Genomic DNA, 18895 nt, shown 5'->3' on the forward strand with positions numbered 1-18895 from the left:
TTTACGGTAAACCCCTGTCAATACGGGGTCCGAAAACCATTTGCATCGACACGCCCATGGGAGAAGACAAGTGACGTCACACCATCCGTTTGGAGGGAAGGTCCTCGACGAGACGAAGCTGGCACTCGGAGAGGGCCCGCTTTACGATCCCGAACTCGACTGCCTCTGGTGGTTCGATATTCTCGGCCAGAGCCTGCGGCAGCGGGACTTCGCCACCGGGTCAGTCATCACGCAGGCCCTGCCCTTCATGGGCAGCGTGATCGCCCGGATCGATGGTCACCGCCATCTCGTCGCGTCCGACCAGGGCCTGTTCCTGCGCGAGGTGGCCTCCGGTGCATTCAGCCCCTATTGCGAACTGGAGCCGTCGAGCCTCGGCAATCGTTCCAATGACGGGCGCGTGCATCCTTCCGGCGCACTGTGGATCGGCACGATGGGCAAGGATGCCGCAACCGGCGCCGGCGCGATCTACCATGTCGCCAACCAGACCGTGACCAAGCTTTTCGACAAGGTCAGCATTGCCAATTCGATCTGCTTCTCGCCCGACGGGGCCACCGGCTATTTCGTCGATTCCAAGGTCAACACGCTGATGCGTGTTCCATTGGACGCCGCGACCGGCCTTCCGACCGGCGATGCCAGCCTGTTCATCGATGGGCGTGACCGGCCGGGCGTGTTCGACGGCTCGGTCTGCGACGCCAGGGGCGATATCTGGAATGCGCGCTGGGGCGGCGGCGGGGTGGACCGATATGATCCGCAGGGCCGCCACCTGGCCCGCTACGACCTGCCGGCGCAGCGCGTGACCTGCCCGGCCTTCATCGGACGCAATGCCGATCGGCTGATCGTCACCTCCTGCTGGGAGGGCCTCGACGACACCGGACGCGCTGCCGATCCTCTGGCGGGCGCAACGTTCGAGTTGGGCGCAACCGTCGAAGGCCGCATCGAGCCCGCCTTCAAGCTCTGATGAATTCGAGCCGGCGGTATCCGCCGGCCCCTTGTCGCAGATCTACCCCGACACGCAAAATTGTTCCCTGCCAGGATGAAAATATTACCGGCAAGAGCGTGGGAACGAATAGGGACGACACGCATTTTCCTCTCGAACCGGCGTGATCGGCTCCGCCCATCCCAAGGGCCAAGCCGATCGCGTCTTTCGCAAGACCATCTCAGAGGAAAGGTAGGTCCACCATGAAAAAGACCCTCAACGCTTTCGCCGCCGCTGTTCTGCTCGGCTCGACCGCAATCGCTCCGCTCGCCTATGCCCAGGATGCGACCGCCCCGGCAGCAGGTACCGAGGCTCCGGCCGCTACCGGCACCGAGGCTCCGGTCGTCGCTCCGATGACCGACACGGCGCCGAATGCTGCCGCAACGACGCCGTCCGATCCGGCCGCCGCCAACTCCAACATGGCTGCCACGACCGATACCTATCTGACCGAGCAGAGCGAAAGCCAGCTCAGCGCCAACAACTTCATCGGTCAGTCGGTCTATACCTCGGGCGATGAATCGATCGGCGAGATCAACGACCTGATCATTGAAGAAAAGGGCGGCATCGTCGCTGCAGTGATCGGTGTCGGCGGCTTCCTCGGCATCGGCGAAAAGGATGTCGCCGTTCCGATGAGCAAGATCACGGTCACCCGTGACGCAGACGATGCTGACGAACTTCGCCTGACGACCATGGAAACCGCCGAAACGCTGAAGGGCGCTCCGGAGTTCAAGAAGCTCGACGCCCAGGCTGACGCGGGTTCGACCATGACCCCGACCGACAACACCACCACCTCGTCGACGGTTACCAAGTAACCTGGAACGAGGGACGTGTTGATCCCTTCGAGGGCGATGCTTCGGCATCGCCCTTTTTGCTTGTCTGGAACGGGGCCTGAGGCGCCTGTATCGTTTCAGGCGCTGGCTCGCTCGACGAGAGCGAATTCATGGTGGTGCGTATCGAGATAACGCAGCGTTGCTGCGGCGTCCGCCGGCCTGCCGAAATAGTAGCCCTGCCCCATGCCGCAGCCCAGACGGCGCAGCTTTTCGGCTTCGGATGCGGTTTCGATGCCCTCTGCCACCACTTCGAGATCGAGCCCTTCACACATGGTGACGATCGCCTTGATGATGTGCTCCGACGTGCGGTCGGTGCTGATCGCCGAGACGAAGGCGCGGTCGATCTTGACCTTGTCGAACGTGAAGTCGCGCAGACGGCCGAGACTGGACTGGCCGGTGCCGAAGTCGTCTAGGGAAATGCGGATGCCCGCCTGGCGCAGATCGTTGATGATGCGGCGTGCCGTGTCGGCCGAGGTCATTACCGCGGTCTCGGTGATCTCCAGTTCGAGGCGGCGCGGATCGAAACCGACGGCCGACAGGATCGACAGCGTGTTGGAGGCCGTGCGCGGGTCCATCAGCTGGGCCGAGGACAGGTTGAACGACAGGAAGAGTTCGCGCGGCCAGGCGAGCGTCGCCTCCGCCGCCTTGCGCAACAGGGTCTCCGACAGCATGTCGATGAAGCCCCGCTCCTCGGCGAGCGGCACGAAAATGGCGGGCGAGACGAAGCCGAGATCCGGGTCGTTCCAGCGGGCCAGCGCCTCGAAGCCGAGGACGCGATTGTCGGCGAGCGAGACGATCGGCTGGAAATGAACGTCGACATTATCAGTGATGATGGCATTGCGCAGCGCCTGCTCGAGCTGCGTGGCGCGCTTCATTTCCTGCGCGATCTCGCGCGAATAGACGGTGATCTGGCCGCGGCCGCGGCGCTTGGACCGGTAGAGCGCCGTTTCGGCGCTCTTCATCAGCTCTTCGAAATCGGCGCCGGCGAACGGATAGACGGCGAAACCAAGCGAAGCGGAGAGACGGACATTGCGATCGCCCAGATCATAGGGCGCCGACAGCACATCCTTGATCATCTGGCCGGTGCGCTCCGCACCAAGCCGCTCGAACACCAGCGGCAGGATGATGGCGAATTCGTCGCCGTCGTGACGGGTGACGGTGGCGCCATCGGGAACGCAGGCCTTCAGCCGATGCGCCACCTGGCAAAGGATCTCGTCGCCGGCGACCGAGCCGAACAGATCGTTGATGGGCTTGAAGCCGTCGAGATTGACTATGGCGACCGTGAAGGGCGCAGGATCGGCCGCGCGCTCGCCGGCCAGCAGTCGAACCTTGTCGCGCAGCCGGTACCGGTTGCCGAGGCCGGTCAGCTGATCGGTATAGGCCATCGCCTGAAGCTCGTTCTGGCTCACCTGAGGCAATGTTGGTCCGGCAGGGCCCATCGGCGCATCCTGGAAAGAATCCTCTTCACTCATTCGTGAGGATGAAAGCCAAACATTAAAAAATAATAGAGTTTCCGCAGAGTTGCGTCGCCCACCCGACCCATTATTTGGGGGGTTGACAGCACGCTCAAAGGGCAGCGGCGCCCTTTTTGGCCGGAATGGCGCGGGTCAGCATCACCTCGACGGCATCCGGGCTCAGCGGCTTCAGGATCACGTCGTTCATTCCCGCTGCGAAACACTCGTCACGATCACGCTCGAAAGCCTGAACCAGGACGCCGATCACCGGCGTGGTGCGCCCTGTGCCGCGTTCCATCTCGCGGATGCGACGGCATGCCTCGAAGCCGTTGACGACCGGGAGCGTGACGTCCATCAGCACGATGTCGGGCTTCAACTCGTCGCACAGTCGCACGACTTCCTCGCCGTCGGCGGCGATCCGATAGGCATAGCCCAGCCCCTCGAGGATCTGCGCGAAGACGATCTGGTTGATGTCGTTATCCTCGGCGACCAGGACGAACGGCGCCGCCTGATGCTCGAGGGGAGGATTGCGTTCGGCTTCCGCGGCATTGATCTGCCAATCATCGGCAGCTCCCTCCGGCTCCAGCCCGGCCAGCTTTTCCATCACGTGAAAGGCGAGTTCGGTATCGAGCTGGAAGCCGTCCAGCGTGATGGTGCCGATGCCGTAGGCGTCTGCCACTTCCAGGCATTTGACGTCCATCTGCGTGTCGACCAGGATCAGATCGATCCTGACGCCGACCGAGCGGGCGACGCTGAGAAAGGCTTCCTGCTCGGCCGCATCGCGCACGCAGCAGGCGTCGAGCCCGAGGCGCTGCAGCGTCTTGAGGCTCTTTGCCTCGAAATCGGTGTCGCCGGTGACGAGCAGGGCCTTGCGACCCTGGGGGGCGGCATTGTGCTCGGCACGCGTACGGGCGTCTTCCGGCGGATAGGTTGTTCCTGAAACCGACGAGAGCGTCGCATGGTCTCCGTCATCGGCTGGAGCCTGCGCCATGTCGTCGAAGCTGGTGACGACGAAATAGCGGCCGGGCTTGCCGACGCGCAGACTGCGCAGGACGACCCGCCGCACCATGCCCGCGCCGGGCTGAAGCTCGACCGCCGTCGCCGAAGGCGTCCCGGTCTCCAGGACATGCCGGGAAACGCTGGTCAGCCGCTCGGCAATATCGTCGGCAAATGCGCCTGCCAGTGGTCCCGCCAACACGCTTTCGGCCGAAATATCCATGAAGCGGCAGAAGGCCTTGTTGACCGCGACCATGCCGAGACTGCGATCCTGGACGAAGACCGGCTGTGCCAGGTTGTCGAGGATCTCCTCGGTCAGTTGCACGCGCTCGATGTCGGCGCGCCATTGCTCCTCGCGCTTCTTCTGCTCGGTGATATCGGTGATGACGCAGATACCGTGACCGGAGGCGAGCCTGCGCTTGGTGAGCCGGGTCCAGCGGCTCTGGCCATCGCATTGCTGGACTTCGGAGCGTTCGCGCCAATGGGCGGAAATATGCTCGGCGATCCACTCGTCCCTGCTCTGCGCCGCATCGTCGCGACCGGCCGTCGCCGCGCCGCGCCAGCCGGCGTCATAGAGTGCCCCGAGATAGTCGCGCAGCCGCGTGCCGGGCGTAAAATACTGCGGGGGAACGGGGAAGTAGTTGCGGATCAGGCGGCTTGCATAGATCAACTCATCGTTGCGATCGTAGACGATGAAAGCCACGGCCAAGGCTTCCGAGACGGCGTCGAGCATGGTCGTCTGCAACGATGCATCCGATACCCCGCTCACCATCCATCATCCCCTTTTGGCCTGTCGTCACCAATACTGGTGCTACGCATCTACGATGTCGCTTCGAAAAATGCCGGGGTGCTGGGCGACCCGGCCGAAGCTACTATGTTTTACGCAACGCAACCGGACATGCCGAAGGAAGCCTTGAATTGGCGTGGGGCGGAATGAAGGACGTTTCGGCACCGCCCCTCCCCCTGCTGGCTAGGCAGCATTGCCGGAGAACATTTCAAGTCTGCGTTGAAACTATCGGCTCAAGCTTAAGGCGATCTTAATGGCGCATGCCAGTTGTCCCGCTTTCGCGCAACCGGTGCAGTTACCGCTTCCCTCGCAGCGCCGAATCCTCGAAAATGGTCAAATGACCATCAAGCAACTCTCCGAAACACTCATCAACCAGATCGCCGCCGGCGAGGTCATCGAACGACCCGCGAGCGCGGCGAAGGAATTGATCGAGAACGCCATCGACGCAGGCGCCACGCGCATCGAGATCGCCACGGCCGGCGGCGGCAAGAGCCTGCTCAGGGTCGCCGACAACGGCTCTGGCATGGAGGCGGAGGATCTCGAGCTTGCCATCCGCCGCCACTGCACCTCGAAGATCAGCGACACGCTGTTCGACATCCGCTCGCTCGGCTTTCGCGGCGAGGCGCTGCCGTCGATCGGCTCGGTCGCCAGGCTCAGCATCGCCAGCCGAAGGGCCGGCAGTTCGGAAGGAGCCGAGATCGTGGTCGCCGGCGGCAAGGTCTCCCCCGTTCGGCCGGCCGCCGCCAATCCGGGCACGACGGTCGAAGTGCGCGACCTGTTCTTCGCCACCCCGGCCCGGCTGAAATTTCTCAAGACCGAAAAGGCCGAGGCTGCCGCGATCACCGAAGTGGTGAAGCGCATGGCGATCGCCTTTCCGGCGATCCGCTTCGTGCTGTCGGGCAGCGACCGCTCGACGCTGGAACTGCCGGCGACCGGCGACGATCATCTGGCGCGCATAGCCCAGGTGCTCGGCGCAGAGTTCCGCGACAATGCGATCGCGCTCGATGCGGAACGCGAGGATGTGCACCTTGGCGGCTTTGCCGGCCTGCCGACCTTCCATCGCGGCAATTCCGCCCATCAATATGCCTTCGTCAACGGTCGGCCGGTGCAGGACAAGCAGATCCTCTCGGCGATCCGCGGCGCCTATGCCGAGACCATGCCGCAGGGCCGCTATCCGGTCGCGGTGCTGGCGCTGACACTCGATCCGGCGCTGGTCGACGTCAATGTGCATCCGGCAAAATCGGATGTGCGGTTCCGCGATCCGGGTCTCGTGCGCGGCCTGATCGTCGGCGCCATCCGCGAGGCTTTGAAGCGCGAAGGCGACCGTGCCTCGACCACCGGGGCGGAGGGAATGCTGCGCGCCTTCAGGCCCGGTTTCCGCCCGACGGCTGCCGCGACATCCGGCGGCAATTGGAGTTTCCAGTCGTCGCCCTACCGGCCCTTCGCCGCCCCCCATTCACAGGAGACGGGCAATACCGACTATCGACCGGGATTCGGCGAGGCGGCGCAGGCGTCCTTCGGCGAAACGGCGATGCCTGCGGCCCGCAGCGAAGGTCCTGGCGCTGGGCAAGCGCCGGGGGCACCGGGGGCGTCGGCGGAACCGGTCGCCTACCCGCTCGGGGCCGCCCGCGCCCAGGTCCATGCCAATTACATCGTCTCGCAGACCAGGGACGGGCTCGTGATCGTCGACCAGCACGCCGCCCATGAGCGGCTGGTGTTCGAGCAGATGCGCAAGGCGCTTTCCGGCCGGCGCCTGCCGTCGCAGGGCCTGCTGATCCCGGAAATCGTCGACCTGCCGGAGGAAGACTGCGACCGCCTCATGGTGCATGCCACGTCGCTCGAACAACTGGGGCTCGCCATCGAGCGGTTCGGGCCCGGCGCGATCGCGGTGCGCGAGACCCCGGCCATGCTGGGCGAGATGGACGTGCCGGGCCTGATCCGCGAACTCGCCGACGAGATTGCCGAGTGGGACACGGCGCTGGGGCTTTCCGGCAAGCTGGAGCATGTCGCCGCCACCATGGCCTGTCATGGATCGGTGCGCTCCGGGCGGCAACTGCGCGTCGAGGAGATGAACGCGCTTCTGCGGCAGATGGAGGAGACGCCGGGCTCGGGCCAGTGCAATCACGGCCGGCCGACTTATGTCGAACTCAAGCTCTCCGACATCGAGCGGCTGTTCGGGCGAAGCTGAAAAGGCTGGAAATCGCGACGATGGCGCGCTATGGCAGTTTCGTTACACGCAGGAGACCTCGCCAGATGAACCGTTTCGAAGGCGGAAGCCGGGAAGCCAAGATCCGCTACCTCGACGCGGACTTCCAGATCCTGTCGCCGGGCTCCTACGTCACCTGCGCGATCACCGGCCAGCCGATCATGATCGACGAGCTGAAATACTGGAGCGTCGCGCGGCAGGAACCTTACATCGACGCCGCCGCCTCTCTCGAAGCGGAAAAGCGGGCCGGCGCCCTTCCCAACCAGAAGCGCTGATCGGGCAAATTTTCCCTCAGCGCGCAGGCCCCTTCAGCCGCCGCGCCCGGCAGGCCTCGACGGCACGATCGACGATGAAGCCCGGCGCCTGGGGATCGTCGAAGGCCATCTCCACATCGACGACGCTCACCCGCCGCCGCAATTCCTCCGAACGTCCATGACCACCGATCAGCCGCACCATGTCCTTGGCAGTGGTCGCAAGGATCAGGCCACTTGCCTCGGCATGGGCGATCAGGTCGTCGATCTCATCGTCGCTCAGATGGTGATGGTCGGGAAAGTCGCGCGTCGCGGCAATCTTGGCGCCGATCGATTCCAGCGTGCGGTAGAATTTTCCCGGATCGGCAATGCCGGCAAAGGCGAGCACGCGGCGGCCGGCAAGTCCGGCATCGCCTTGCGGCCGAAGCTTGGCCACCATGACCTGCTTGCCCGCCCTTGCCGCCTGACGCACGAGCCGGTCGGCGGCATTGCCGTCGCCGACCTTGAGGATGGCGTCGAGATGCCGCATCTGCACGGCGATCGGGGCACGCACGGGGCCGCCCGGCACGATATGGCCGTTGCCGACGCCGCGACCGGTATCGATCACCACCAGGGCGAAATCGACGGCCAGCCGTGCGCTTTGAAAGCCATCGTCCATAATGATGAGGTCGACGCCTTCCTTGACCAGGCGTTCGGCACCGGCGACCCGGCGTCTTGAGATAACGGTCCGCGCCTCGCGCGCGAGCAGCAGCGGCTCGTCTCCGACATCGACGGCGCGGTGGTGCTCGGGATCGACCACGGTGGTGATGTCGAGCGAACCGCCATAGCCACGACTGAGAAAGCCGGGTTTCAGCCCTTTCGCCTTGGCGGCGCGGGCGATCGTCAAGGCGGTCGGGGTCTTGCCGGCGCCGCCGACGGTAAAGTTGCCGACGCAGATCACCGGGACCGGCGGCGCATGGCGGCGCTTTCGCCCCATCCGATAGCCCGCGATCCGGCCGTAAAGGAAGGAAAGCGGCGCCAGGCTCCAGGCACGCCAGTCGGGCTCCATCCACCAGAACGGCGGCGCTTCCGATACCATGTCTTACCGTTTTCCTTTATCCGCGGGCTTTGTGCCACGGCTTTGCACTTGCGGCAACAGAGCCAGACCGCATGGCCTTCGTCAAGTCGAGCGTGCCATTCCGGGACAGGTCGGTCAGCTGAGGGCAGCCTCGAGCTCGGTGATGTCGTTGAGAAGAATGTCGCAGGCCTCTTCGAGCGACTGGCGCGACCCGGTGCCGGAAAGCACCGCGACTTTGAGGCCCACCCCGGCATTGCGGCCCATGTGAAGGTCGTGATTGTTGTCGCCGACCACTGCCACCTGATGCGGCGCAAGCCCGGTCTCGGCACAGAAGCCCAAGACCATGCCAGGGCCGGGCTTGGAGCCGTGGCCGCTGTCATAGCCGGCGACGAAATCGACATAGTCGCCAATGCCGAAGCGCTGGACCGTAACCCGGATCGATCGCTCATTGTCGCTGGAGGCGATGCCGATTCTCAGGCCCCGCCGGCGCAGCCGGGCGAACAATGGCTCGAGTTCGGTCACCGGGACGGAAAGCTCGGCGGCACCGGCAAAAAGATCATCGATGAGGGGCACGAGTGCTTCCAGGTCGAAGGGCGCCCCGGCGGCGATCAGCCCCTCGCCGATCTCGCGGCTGTTGCCGGCTGCCAGCAGGCTATCGGGCACGAGATGGCCGGACACCGGGTCCATGCCGCAGGCGACCAGCAGCCGGTCGGCAAGTTCGCTATCGCCGACAGCGGCGATCTGGGCCAGCTTGCGATTGACCGGCGCCCAGCTCGCGTCGAAATCGAGAAGGGTGCCGTCCTTGTCGAAAAGGATGCCGGCAATGTCCGAGGGCGAAGTCATGACGCGGTGGTCCTCCGACATCATCAGGCGCGGCCGGCCGCGCGCGGCTCGAGCCGGGCCTGGACGGTCAGCGGATTGATATAGGGCTCCAGGCCCTTGACCGTCGCCATCAGCGCACCGCGCATCTCCTGGATACTCTCCATGCCGGCATCGATCATCTTGTGACGGGCGAGGTCATTGGTCGTCAGGAAGTGCACGGCTTTGGCCAGCATTTCGGCGTCGCGGACGATGCGCGCACTGCCGTTGCGCACCAGGCGCTGGTAACTCTCGCGGAAATTTCCGACCTTGGGTCCGGACAGGACGGCGCAACCCAGCATCGCGGGTTCCAGCGGATTCTGCCCACCCTCTCCGGTGAGCGAACGCCCGACGAAAGCGATCTCGGTCAGGCGGAGGTAAAGGCCCATCTCACCGATCGTGTCGCCCAAGAACACGTCGATATCCGGGGTAATGACGTCCTCGCGGGTGCGACGCGCGACTTTCAGCCCCTTTTCGATCATCATCGCCTCGATCTCGTCAGCGCGCTCGGGATGGCGCGGAACGACGATCGACAAGAGGCCGGTATGGGCTTTCAGCGCACGATGGACCATACAGCCGATCTTCTCCTCGCCTTCGAAGGTGGAGATCGCCGCCCAAGTCTTGCGCGGGCCGATCTGCTGACGGTAGCGCTCCAGCACCGCCTCGTCGCAGGGCGGCGCATCACCGTCGACCTTGATATTGCCGGAGACGTTGACCGGCCAGGCACCGAGGTCGCGGAACCGCTCAGCGTCGAGATCGGATTGGGCGATCACCAGCGCCAGCTTGGAGAACAGCGCCTCGGCGATCGACGCATGGCGCCGCCAGCGGTCGAAGGAACGATCGGAGATCCGTGCATTGACGAGGATTTGCGGGATGTGACGCTTGTGCAGTTCCATCAGCGTGGTCGGCCAGATTTCCGATTCCACCGAGATCGCCACATCCGGCCGCCAATAGGCGAGGAAGCGCCGCACTGCCGGCTTCACGTCGAGCGGCACATATTGATGCAGGATCTCGCCGTCGAGACGGAAGCGGGCGAGCTCGGCCGAGGTGACGGTACCGGTGGTCAACAATACGTTGATGTCGCGGCGACGCAGTTCCCGCATCAGGGGGACGATGGCGAGCGTCTCGCCGACGCTGGCAGCGTGCATCCAGACCAGCGGGCCGGCAGGCCTGTCGATCGACGGGTAGCCGTAGCGCTCCAGGCGGCGGGCACGATCTTCCTTGCCCTTGGCGGCGCGCAAGGCAAGCAAAGGCCCCGTCAGCGGATAGGCGGCAATGCCTGCCCAGCCGTAGGAGGCTATGATCAACGATGCAAGACCATCGCTCATCGCCATTGTGCGGGACCGTTTCTGTTCATCATGGACGCCATTTCGCCCTTTCCGGGGTGTGGCTACGCAATAGTCAGATGCTTCAAAACTACGTTTTAAAAGTGACAGGCGGCAACGGCGCGGGACTTCGTCCACAGGCCGTTGCCGAAAAAAGTCTTCAGCTCTCGATGGTCTTGCCGCCCGGGGTGAGCAGGCGGTGCATGTGCACGATGAAATAGCGCATATGGGCATTGTCGACCGTCTGCTGCGCCTTGGCCTTCCAGGCGGCGAGCGCGCTTGCATAGTCGGGGAACATGCCGACGATGTCGAGCGCATTCAGGTCGCGGAACTGAACGTCTTCCAGGCTCGACAATTCGCCTCCGAAGACGAGGTGAAGAAGCTGCTTCTTATCGCTGGATTCCGTCATTCTCGGTTTCTCTCAATTCGGATTATCTCCCACCTTCCTCTGCTCGATTTCGCGCAAAAGGTCAACCGCGCGGCAGGAGAAGCAGGTGTTTCAGCAGGTCCGGCAATTCGCCGTCGGTGGCGGCGCAAAGCTCGCCATGGCTCACCTCAGCCCGATTGTAGCAAAGCCGTTCGCCGGCAAGGTCGACAAGCCGGCCGCCGGCCCGTTCGAGGATGAGGTCGGCGGCGGCGAGATCCCAGTCATGGGAATTGCGCTTGACCAGCGTGGCGTCGATCCGGCCCTCGGCGACCATGGCCAGCCGATAGGCGAGCGAGGGAATGTGCTCGACCCGCTCGATGCGGGCGCGGATCACAGCATCGAAGGCGGAGACGATGTCCTGCGGGGTGGCAACGCGCAGGCGTTCATCCGGCCGATGCGGCGCCACGGTGATCGGCCGGCCGTTCTTCAATGCCGGGCCATCGCCGCAGGCGGCAAATTCCTCGTCGAGCGCGGGCGCCACCAGAACGCCGGCCACCGGCCTGCCCTGATGCACCACCGCGACGCTGACGCACCAGGTCCTGCGGCCGTTGATGAAGGCCCGCGTGCCGTCGATCGGGTCGACGACGAAGAGCGTCTCGCAGTCCAGCCGCGCCGGGTCGTCGTCGGTCTCTTCCGACAGCCAGCCATAGGTCGGGCGAGCCGTGCGCAACTGATCCTCGAGACAGCGGTTAGCGGCATAGTCGGCGGCGCTGACCGGCGAATGGCCCTCGTTCTTCCACCAGACTTCCGGCGACTGGCCGAAATAGCTGAGCGCCACCGCGCCGGCCTCACGTGCGGCCGTGGCGATCAGCGTCATGTCCGCCTGCCAGTCGAAAGTCTTCTTGCCCGTCATGTCCGCCTCTTTCGGCCCGCCGCTTCGCTCGCCCACCCGTCAGCGTCCGGCAAGGGTCATGCCCTCGATGGCGATCGTCGGGGCGGCGACGCCGAACTTGCGGTCGATGTCGCTTGCCGGCGTGACGCGCATGAACATGTCCTTGAGGTTCGAGGCGATCGTCACCTCGGAGACCGGAAAAGTGAGTTCGCCATTCTCGATCCAGAACCCGGTCGCGCCGCGGCTGTATTCGCCGGTGATCATGTCGACGCCCTGGCCGATCAGTTCGGTGACGTAAAAGCCGTTGCCGACCTGGCGGATCAGATCCTCGGCCGAGATCGTTCCGGGCTCGAGCGCCAAGTTGGTGGAGGTGGGCGAAACCGAGGTGCCGCCGCGCGCGCCGCGGCCATTGGTGTGCAGACCGAGTTCGCGGGCGGCCGAGGACGAGAGGAACCAGTGCTTCAGCACGCCGTCCTCGATCATCGTCAGCTTCTCGCCGCGCACGCCTTCGCCGTCGAACGGCCGCGAGGCGGAGCCGCGAATTTTCAGCGGATCATCGGTAATGTTCAGTCCGGCTTTAAGCACCTGCTCGCCCATGCGGTCGCGCAGGAAAGACGTCTTGCGGGCCACCGAGGCGCCATTGATGGCACCGGCGATGTGGCCGACGAAGCCGCGCGCGACGCGCGGATCGAAGACGACGGTGACGTCCTTGTCGGTCGGCACCTGGCGCGGGTTGATCCGCCTGACGACGCGCTCGCCGGCGCGGCGGCCGATGGCTTCCGGCGTATCGAGTTCGGCGAAATAGAGGCGGCTGTCGAAATCGTGGTCGCGCTCCATGCGCGTACCCTCGCCGGCGATCACGCCGACCGAACGGCTGAAGCGCGAGGCCATGTAGCTGCCGGAAAAGCCGTGCGAGGTGACGAGCACTATGCCGCCCATGCCGGCGGAGGCGCCGGCGCCTGCCGAATTGCTGACGCCGTCCACCCCAAGGGCTGCGGCTTCCATCGCAAGGGCCGCCTCGCGCAGCATGTCGCTCGACACTTCAGTCGGGTCGAACAGATCGAGATCGATGACCGAGCGGGCGAGATCGGATGCGTCGGCAAGGCCCGCATAGGGATCCTCCGGCGAGACCTTCGCCATCGCGACGGCGCGTTCGGCCAGAACCTTGAGATCGAAGCCGGGATTGGCCGAAACGCTGGCGACCTGCTTGCCGATGAAGACCCTCAGCGAAAAATCGTCACCCTCGGAGGCATCGGTCTGCTCGACCTTGCCGAGACGGACGCTGACCGAGGTCGAGCGGGAACGGACGACCACGGCGTCGGCGCTTTCGGCGCCGGCTTTGAGCGCAAGCGCGACGAGTTCCTCGGCACGGGAGAGGAGGCTGGCGGAATCGATCTGGCTGGACATGATTTGGCCTTTCATTCCCGCTCCATTTATTGTGCATTACGAAAGGCATCAAGGGTCGCCCGGTGATTCACCGGCCATAGGCGATCACAAACGCAGGAGAGCCACAGATTGTCGACCGGAGCCGAGGCGCTTTTCGCCGAAACGCTGCTGTTGCTCGGCGGCGCCATCGTCGCGGCACCGGTCTTCCGCAAGCTCGGACTGAGCACGGTGCTCGGCTATCTGGCCGCCGGCGTCGTGATCGGTCCGATCGCCCATCTCATTACCGGCAGCGGAGACATTCTCGCCGTGGCCGAGCTCGGGGTGGTGTTCCTGCTGTTCATCATCGGGCTGGAACTGAAGCCGACGCGGCTCTGGCACATGCGCCATGACATATTCGGGCTGGGCACCGGACAGGTGGTGCTGACCGGCCTGGTACTGACCGGCGCCTGCGTCATGGCAGGCATCACGGATTGGCGCGGAGGGTTGGTGGCCGGCTTCGGCCTTGCGCTGTCATCGACCGCTTTCGCGCTGCAGATCCTCAACGACAACAATGAATTGAACAGCCGGCACGGACAGCGCGCCTTTTCGATCCTGCTCTTGCAGGACATCGCGATCGTCCCCCTGCTTGCCATGGTGTCGATCCTTGGCGGAAACACCGAAGGAGACGGTCAATCCGCGCTCGTCGACATTGCCATATCGATCGCCGCCATCCTGGCGACGATCATGGCCGGGCGTTTCCTGTTGACCCCGCTGTTCCAGGTGATCGCCCGCACCGGCGCGCGCGAGGTGATGATTGCCGCTGCCCTCTTCGTCGTCCTCGGGTCGGCCATGCTGATGCACGCGGTCGGCCTGTCCATGGCCATGGGCGCCTTCCTCTCAGGGGTAATGCTGGCGGAATCCTCCTACCGGCACGAGCTCGAGGCCGACATCGAACCATTCCGCGGCCTGTTGCTGGCACTGTTCTTCATGGCGGTCGGGCTTTCCATGCAACTCGACGTCATCTGGAACAATCTCGCCGTCGTCCTGATCGCCGTCCCGGCCCTGATGGCGATCAAGGCGAGCATTCTCTACGGCCTCTGTCGGACAACGGGCTCCGGCCACGACGATGCGATACGCATTGCGCTGCTGCTGCCGCAGGGTGGCGAGTTCGGTTTCGTGCTGTTCACCACGGCCGCCGTCGGCGGACTGATCAGCACCGCCACCTCGTCGCTGCTGATTGCCATCGTCACGCTTTCCATGGCGTTGATGCCGTTCGGCTCGATCATCACCCGCCGCCTGATCAGCGAGGAGACGCGCGAGGAGATCGAGGAGGATTTCGAGGGCGCCGGCTCCGATGTGCTGATCATCGGCTTCTCCCGCTTTGCCCAGATCGCCGCTCAGATCCTGCTCGCCAGCGGCCGCGACGTGACCATCATCGACGATTCGGCGGATCGCATCCGCCAGGCCGCATCCTTCGGCTTCCGCATCTATTTCGGCGACGGCGGACGTCTCGACGTGCTGCGCGCCGCGGGTATCGAACGGGCGAAGGTCATCGCGGTCTGCACCCAGAAACGCGAGATCACCGACCGGATCGTCGACATGATCCGGGCCGAATATCCCGATGCGCGGCTGTTCGTGCGGGCTTACGACCGGGTCCACAGCATTTCGCTCAGAAAGCGCGACGTCGAATACGAGCTGCGCGAGACGCTGGAGTCCGGGCTTTTGTTCGGCCGTCGGACGATCGAGGCCCTGGGCGTCAGCGAGGACGAGGCCTATGCGATCGGCGAGGACATTCGCCGCCGCGACGAGGAGCGGCTGAAGATCCAGGTTGCGGAAGGCCTGCACGCCGGCCGCCACATGCTGCATAACCGCCCGGTCCGCCCCGAGCCGCTGGTCAAGCCGAAACGGGCAACGGCCCTTTCCGAGCCCGACCCCGTCGATGCCGACCAGGACGGCGCCTGAGGCGAGCTTCAGCGGCGGATGAAATCCTCGATCCGCAGTTCCAGTTCGCGCTTGAACTGGTCCTTCAGCACCTCGTTGGCCTCGATGATCTGGCGGGCTTTCAGAAAATCCAGCACCCGGAAGGCATTGACGTCGGGACGCAGGAAAATGTCCGGCTGCTTGAGCTTCATCTTCAGCGCGATGTTCGCCTGCATCAGCAGCTGCGTCGCGCCGAACAGGCTGTCGATCCGGTTTGGCACATAGCTGCCGGCACTGTCCGGCCCGCCGATCACATCGACGCCGACGACGATGTCGGCGACATCGGCGAGGTGGTCATAGGGCACCGGATTGAAGATGCCGCCGTCGATCATCAGCCGGCCGTCGCGCTGGATCGGCATGAACAGCGCCGGAATGGCGGCGGATGCCGCGAGCGCCTCGTAGAGATCGCCGGTCTCGCAGACCACTTCGCACTGGCCGTAATAATCCGTCGTGATCACCTTGAACGGGATCGCCAGCCCGGCGAAATCGCCCGGAATCTCTTTGGGCAGAAAGGCCCGCAGGATGCGCTCGAGGTTGAACTGGCCGAGCTTGAAGCCGCCCAGTGCATCGCGCATGGTAGACGGCCCGAGATTCCACAGGCGATTGGCAACGTTTGCGCGGTGGCCGATGGTGTCGATGGCGTAGTCACGGATCTCCCGGCCCGTCATGCCGGCGGCCATGCCGGCCCCGAGAATGGCCCCCATCGACGATCCGGCGATCGCCGCCGGCTTGATGCCCAGTTCATCGAAGGCCTCGATCACCGGGATCTGGGCGAAGCCGCGCGCCCCGCCGGCGCCGAGCGCCAGGCCGATACGCGGCCCGCCGGAAGAGCGGGCAAGCGGCGGAGGCGCAAGGGTCAGGGCATTCTCTTCTAACTTGGCTGACATGGAGGGCTCTTGCGCGAGGGACGTCAGGCAGGCCTATAGGAAAAGAAGTACATTTTCGTGTCACCGAAGCTGCGGTCCTCGATGAACTTGAACACCGGGTCCACCATGACCTCGACATCGGCCCGCTCTTCGAGGATCGTAACGGCGCCAGGCTTCAGCCAGCCACCGGCATGGGCGGCAAAGAGCGCCTTCTCGCCAAGCCCCTTGCCGTAGGGCGGGTCGGCAAACACCAGGTCGAACGGTTCGATATTGGAGGCCGGGCCGAGATCCGTCGCATCCCGGCGCAGGATGCGAGCGCGGCCATGCAGGCCGAGCGCGTCGATGTTTTCCCATAGCAGGCTGCGGCCCTCGACGCTGTTTTCGACGAACAGGGCGGACTTGGCGCCGCGCGACAGCGCCTCTATGCCGACAGCCCCCGTGCCGGCGAAGAGATCGAGCATACGGGTGGCATCGAGCACGCCCGGATGGGCATGCGCAAGAATGTTGAACAGGCTCTCGCGCGTCCGGTCGGTGGTCGGCCGGATGGTGTTGGATTTCGGCGCGGCCAGGACACGGCCGCGAAACTCACCGCCGACGATCCGCATCGCCGCTTACCTCTTGCCCTTTGCAGGACCGCGGCTGCCCGAAGGCTTGCCGCCACCGGGACGGCCGCCGGGCTTGCCGGAAAACGGCTTGGACCCGCCGGGTTTTGCGCCGGGCTTGGCGCCGAAGGGCTTGCTGCCCCTGGGCTTGTCGCCAAACGGACGGTCGCCTGCCGGGCGGTTGTCGCTGCGAGGCGCGCGCGGCTTGTCGCCAAAGGGTCGGTCGCCACGCGTGCGGTCGTCACGCGCGCGTGCCTCGTAGGGGCGACCCTCGCGGGGGCCGTCGCCGCGCGGGCGGTCGCTGCGCGGACGCTCGTCATTGCTGCGCGGGCCTCGCGGCTTGTCGCCAAAGGGTCGGTCGCCACGCGGGCGGTCGTCACGCGCGCGTGCCTCGTAGGGGCGACCCTCGCGGGGGCCGTCGCCGCGCGGGCGGTCGCTGCGAGGACGGTCGCCGGTGCGCGCCGGACGCTCGGACCGGTCACCGCGATCGGGACGGTCGCCAAAGCCGCGCTTGCCGCCGAAACCTTCGTCATTGCGGCGCGCCGGCTCCTCCGCGCGGATCCATTCGCCCTCTTCGTCGCGGGTGCGGCTGACCAGCACGCGCGGACCGGGATCGGGACGGCCGAAATCGGACTTGCCCTTGCGGTCCGGATCGAAACGGTTGGACGATTTGGTCGGCTTGCCGTCCTTGGTCCGGCCATAGCGATTGTCGGTGCCGCCGTCGGGGCGGGCACGGGCCGGACGCTTTTCGGCCGCGGCTGCCTCGCCAGCCTTCTTTTCCGACACAGGACGGGCGCCGGGCGCCATCCAGACATTGGCGGTGCGCGAAGATCCCGGCGTGCGGCGCTGCGGCTTGTCGGCGAAATCGCCGCGGCTGTCGCTGCGATCGGAACGCGGGCCGGAGGCACGCTTGTCGCCGAAGCCACCCTTGCCGCGATCGTCGCCGGCGCGCTTGCCCTGCGGCTTGCCGCGCGGTTCGTCGCGACGCGTGTCGAGACGGCCGAGCGCCTGCTCGCGGCGGTCTTCGGGCTTTCCCTCACGCCGGCCTTCGGCGCGCGGCTTTTCCTCGCGCGCCCATTCGGACTTCGCCGGCCGCGCCTTGGCGGGAGCGGCCTCCTCTTCCTCATCGACGCCGCCATGGTCGAAGATCGGCGCATCGAAATTGGCTTTCGCCTCGTCGATCAGGCGGGGTCCGAGCTGGTCGCGCAGCATGCGGCCGCGCACCTCGACGACCTTGCCCTCCGGCAGGTCGCCGAGCTGGAAGGGGCCGTAGGAAATGCGGATCAGGCGGTTGACCTCGAGACCGAGCGCGCCGAGCACGTTCTTGATCTCGCGGTTCTTGCCTTCGCGCAGGCCCATGGTGATCCAGACATTGTGACCCTGCTTGCGGTCGAGCGTCGCGTCGATCGCGCCGTAGAGTACGCCGTCGACGGCAATGCCTTCCTTCAGCTTGTCGAGCGCCGGCTGGTCGATCTCGCCATGGGCGCGCACGCGGTAACGGCGCAGCCAGCCGGTGGTCGGCAGTTCGAGCACGCGGGCCAGGCCGCCGTCATTGGTGAGCAGCAGCAAACCCTCGGTGTTGATGTCGAGGCGGCCGATGGACATGACGCGCGGCAGTTCTTCCGGCAGGTTTTCGAACACCGTCGGGCGGCCTTCAGGATCGGAATTGGTGGTCACCAGGCCGGCTGGCTTGTGAAAGAGCCAGAGACGTGTGCGCTCGATGCCGCGGATCGGCTGGCCGTCGACCTCGATCGTATCGGCAAAGGTCGCGTTGACGACGGGCGTATCGAGCACCTTGCCGTTGAGCGTGACGCGGCCTTCCATGACCATGCGCTCGATGTCGCGCCGCGAGGCGACGCCGGCGCGGGCGAGCAGCTTGGAAATGCGCTCCGGCTTTACGCCATCTTCCGCGGCGATCGCGGCCTGCGGCTTGGCTGCCTTTGGCGCAGGCTTGTCGGATGCCGTGCTCGGCTTGCGGGTGAGCGGCTTGCCGCCGCGGTCGGACGTTTTCGGTCCGGGGCGCCTGGACTTGTCTTTGAATGTCATTTGCTGTTTGCCTGTGGTTTGGGCTGTCCTAGCAGGT

The 18895-nt window shown here is 65.3% G+C and carries 16 protein-coding genes; 5 read left to right on the top strand and 11 right to left on the bottom strand.

The window, feature by feature from the left end; translation table 11 throughout:
- Positions 1-70 precede the first annotated feature (70 nt).
- Both DYZ14_RS14395 and DYZ14_RS14400 read left to right on the top strand, forming a co-directional pair.
- Entirely contained in the window at positions 71-958 is an 888-nt protein-coding gene (locus DYZ14_RS14395; protein WP_154721318.1) for an SMP-30/gluconolactonase/LRE family protein, read from the top strand.
- Between the two features lie 221 nt (positions 959-1179).
- A complete protein-coding gene (locus tag DYZ14_RS14400) occupies positions 1180-1788 on the top strand; it encodes a PRC-barrel domain-containing protein (RefSeq protein WP_154721319.1) in 609 nt (202 codons plus the stop codon).
- Positions 1789-1883: 95 nt separating this feature from the next.
- Here the strand turns inward: DYZ14_RS14400 and DYZ14_RS14405 are convergent, their stop codons facing one another.
- Both DYZ14_RS14405 and DYZ14_RS14410 read right to left on the bottom strand, forming a co-directional pair.
- Complete coding sequence (locus DYZ14_RS14405) at positions 1884-3245, bottom strand: putative bifunctional diguanylate cyclase/phosphodiesterase (protein ID WP_154721320.1); 1362 nt, start codon at positions 3243-3245, stop codon at positions 1884-1886.
- A gap of 127 nt (positions 3246-3372) precedes the next feature.
- Positions 3373-5001, bottom strand: coding sequence for a response regulator (locus DYZ14_RS14410; protein ID WP_232365553.1), 1629 nt, complete (start codon positions 4999-5001; stop codon positions 3373-3375).
- Between the two features lie 379 nt (positions 5002-5380).
- Here DYZ14_RS14410 and mutL point away from each other — a divergent pair, with 379 nt between their 5' ends.
- Together mutL and DYZ14_RS14420 are read left to right on the top strand one after the other, a co-directional pair.
- Entirely contained in the window at positions 5381-7231 is a 1851-nt protein-coding gene (gene mutL / locus DYZ14_RS14415; protein WP_154721322.1) for a DNA mismatch repair endonuclease MutL, read from the top strand.
- Positions 7232-7296: 65 nt separating this feature from the next.
- Positions 7297-7524 (top strand): DUF2093 domain-containing protein, encoded by a 228-nt coding sequence (locus DYZ14_RS14420; protein ID WP_115671513.1) that lies wholly within the window; start codon positions 7297-7299, stop codon positions 7522-7524.
- 16 nt (positions 7525-7540) lie between these two features.
- Here the strand turns inward: DYZ14_RS14420 and lpxK are convergent, their stop codons facing one another.
- The 6 genes from lpxK to DYZ14_RS14450 form a co-directional block, all read right to left on the bottom strand.
- Positions 7541-8578: a tetraacyldisaccharide 4'-kinase gene (gene lpxK / locus DYZ14_RS14425; protein WP_154721323.1), complete on the bottom strand. Its 1038-nt coding sequence runs from the start codon at positions 8576-8578 to the stop codon at positions 7541-7543.
- 114 nt (positions 8579-8692) lie between these two features.
- Positions 8693-9400: an HAD family hydrolase gene (locus DYZ14_RS14430; RefSeq protein WP_154721324.1), complete on the bottom strand. Its 708-nt coding sequence runs from the start codon at positions 9398-9400 to the stop codon at positions 8693-8695.
- A gap of 23 nt (positions 9401-9423) precedes the next feature.
- On the bottom strand, positions 9424-10743 hold the full coding sequence (gene waaA, locus DYZ14_RS14435; protein WP_154721325.1) for a lipid IV(A) 3-deoxy-D-manno-octulosonic acid transferase: 1320 nt from the start codon (positions 10741-10743) through the stop codon (positions 9424-9426).
- Between the two features lie 157 nt (positions 10744-10900).
- Positions 10901-11149, bottom strand: a complete 249-nt coding sequence (locus tag DYZ14_RS14440) for a DUF4170 domain-containing protein (RefSeq protein WP_115671516.1) — start codon at positions 11147-11149, stop codon at positions 10901-10903.
- Between the two features lie 61 nt (positions 11150-11210).
- Positions 11211-12020 carry a 3'(2'),5'-bisphosphate nucleotidase CysQ gene (locus tag DYZ14_RS14445; protein ID WP_154721326.1) on the bottom strand — a complete coding sequence of 270 codons (810 nt, stop codon included), beginning with the start codon at positions 12018-12020 and terminating at the stop codon, positions 11211-11213.
- Positions 12021-12059: 39 nt separating this feature from the next.
- Complete coding sequence (locus DYZ14_RS14450; protein ID WP_154721407.1) at positions 12060-13406, bottom strand: TldD/PmbA family protein; 1347 nt, start codon at positions 13404-13406, stop codon at positions 12060-12062.
- A 108-nt stretch (positions 13407-13514) separates the two neighbouring features.
- On the opposite strand from DYZ14_RS14450, the gene DYZ14_RS14455 reads away from it, so the two are divergent.
- On the top strand, positions 13515-15326 hold the full coding sequence (locus DYZ14_RS14455; protein ID WP_154721327.1) for a monovalent cation:proton antiporter-2 (CPA2) family protein: 1812 nt from the start codon (positions 13515-13517) through the stop codon (positions 15324-15326).
- A gap of 8 nt (positions 15327-15334) precedes the next feature.
- Here the strand turns inward: DYZ14_RS14455 and DYZ14_RS14460 are convergent, their stop codons facing one another.
- Genes DYZ14_RS14460 through DYZ14_RS14470 form a run of 3 tightly spaced genes read right to left on the bottom strand, consistent with a single transcriptional unit; the run spans position 15335 to position 18858 of the window.
- Positions 15335-16231, bottom strand: a complete 897-nt coding sequence (locus DYZ14_RS14460; protein WP_154721328.1) for a patatin-like phospholipase family protein — start codon at positions 16229-16231, stop codon at positions 15335-15337.
- Between the two features lie 23 nt (positions 16232-16254).
- Entirely contained in the window at positions 16255-16815 is a 561-nt protein-coding gene (rsmD, locus tag DYZ14_RS14465; protein ID WP_154721329.1) for a 16S rRNA (guanine(966)-N(2))-methyltransferase RsmD, read from the bottom strand.
- Between the two features lie 6 nt (positions 16816-16821).
- A complete protein-coding gene (locus tag DYZ14_RS14470) occupies positions 16822-18858 on the bottom strand; it encodes a pseudouridine synthase (RefSeq protein WP_154721330.1) in 2037 nt (678 codons plus the stop codon).
- Positions 18859-18895 lie beyond the last annotated feature (37 nt).

The sequence above is a fragment of the Ciceribacter sp. T2.26MG-112.2 genome, from assembly GCF_900492205.1.
GTDB lineage: Bacteria > Pseudomonadota > Alphaproteobacteria > Rhizobiales > Rhizobiaceae > Allorhizobium > Allorhizobium naphthalenivorans_A.

Coding starts and splice junctions, on each gene's coding strand:
- DYZ14_RS14400 (WP_154721319.1), top strand. CDS start 1,180: ATGAAAAAGACCCTCAACGCTTTCGCCGCCGCTGTTCTGCTCGGCTCG.
- DYZ14_RS14405 (WP_154721320.1), bottom strand. CDS start 3,245: ATGGGCCCTGCCGGACCAACATTGCCTCAGGTGAGCCAGAACGAGCTT.
- mutL (WP_154721322.1), top strand. CDS start 5,381: ATGACCATCAAGCAACTCTCCGAAACACTCATCAACCAGATCGCCGCC.
- DYZ14_RS14420 (WP_115671513.1), top strand. CDS start 7,297: ATGAACCGTTTCGAAGGCGGAAGCCGGGAAGCCAAGATCCGCTACCTC.
- lpxK (WP_154721323.1), bottom strand. CDS start 8,578: ATGGTATCGGAAGCGCCGCCGTTCTGGTGGATGGAGCCCGACTGGCGT.
- DYZ14_RS14430 (WP_154721324.1), bottom strand. CDS start 9,400: ATGACTTCGCCCTCGGACATTGCCGGCATCCTTTTCGACAAGGACGGC.
- waaA (WP_154721325.1), bottom strand. CDS start 10,743: ATGAGCGATGGTCTTGCATCGTTGATCATAGCCTCCTACGGCTGGGCA.
- DYZ14_RS14440 (WP_115671516.1), bottom strand. CDS start 11,149: ATGACGGAATCCAGCGATAAGAAGCAGCTTCTTCACCTCGTCTTCGGA.
- DYZ14_RS14445 (WP_154721326.1), bottom strand. CDS start 12,020: ATGACGGGCAAGAAGACTTTCGACTGGCAGGCGGACATGACGCTGATC.
- DYZ14_RS14450 (WP_154721407.1), bottom strand. CDS start 13,406: ATGTCCAGCCAGATCGATTCCGCCAGCCTCCTCTCCCGTGCCGAGGAA.
- DYZ14_RS14460 (WP_154721328.1), bottom strand. CDS start 16,231: ATGTCAGCCAAGTTAGAAGAGAATGCCCTGACCCTTGCGCCTCCGCCG.
- rsmD (WP_154721329.1), bottom strand. CDS start 16,815: ATGCGGATCGTCGGCGGTGAGTTTCGCGGCCGTGTCCTGGCCGCGCCG.
- DYZ14_RS14470 (WP_154721330.1), bottom strand. CDS start 18,858: ATGACATTCAAAGACAAGTCCAGGCGCCCCGGACCGAAAACGTCCGAC.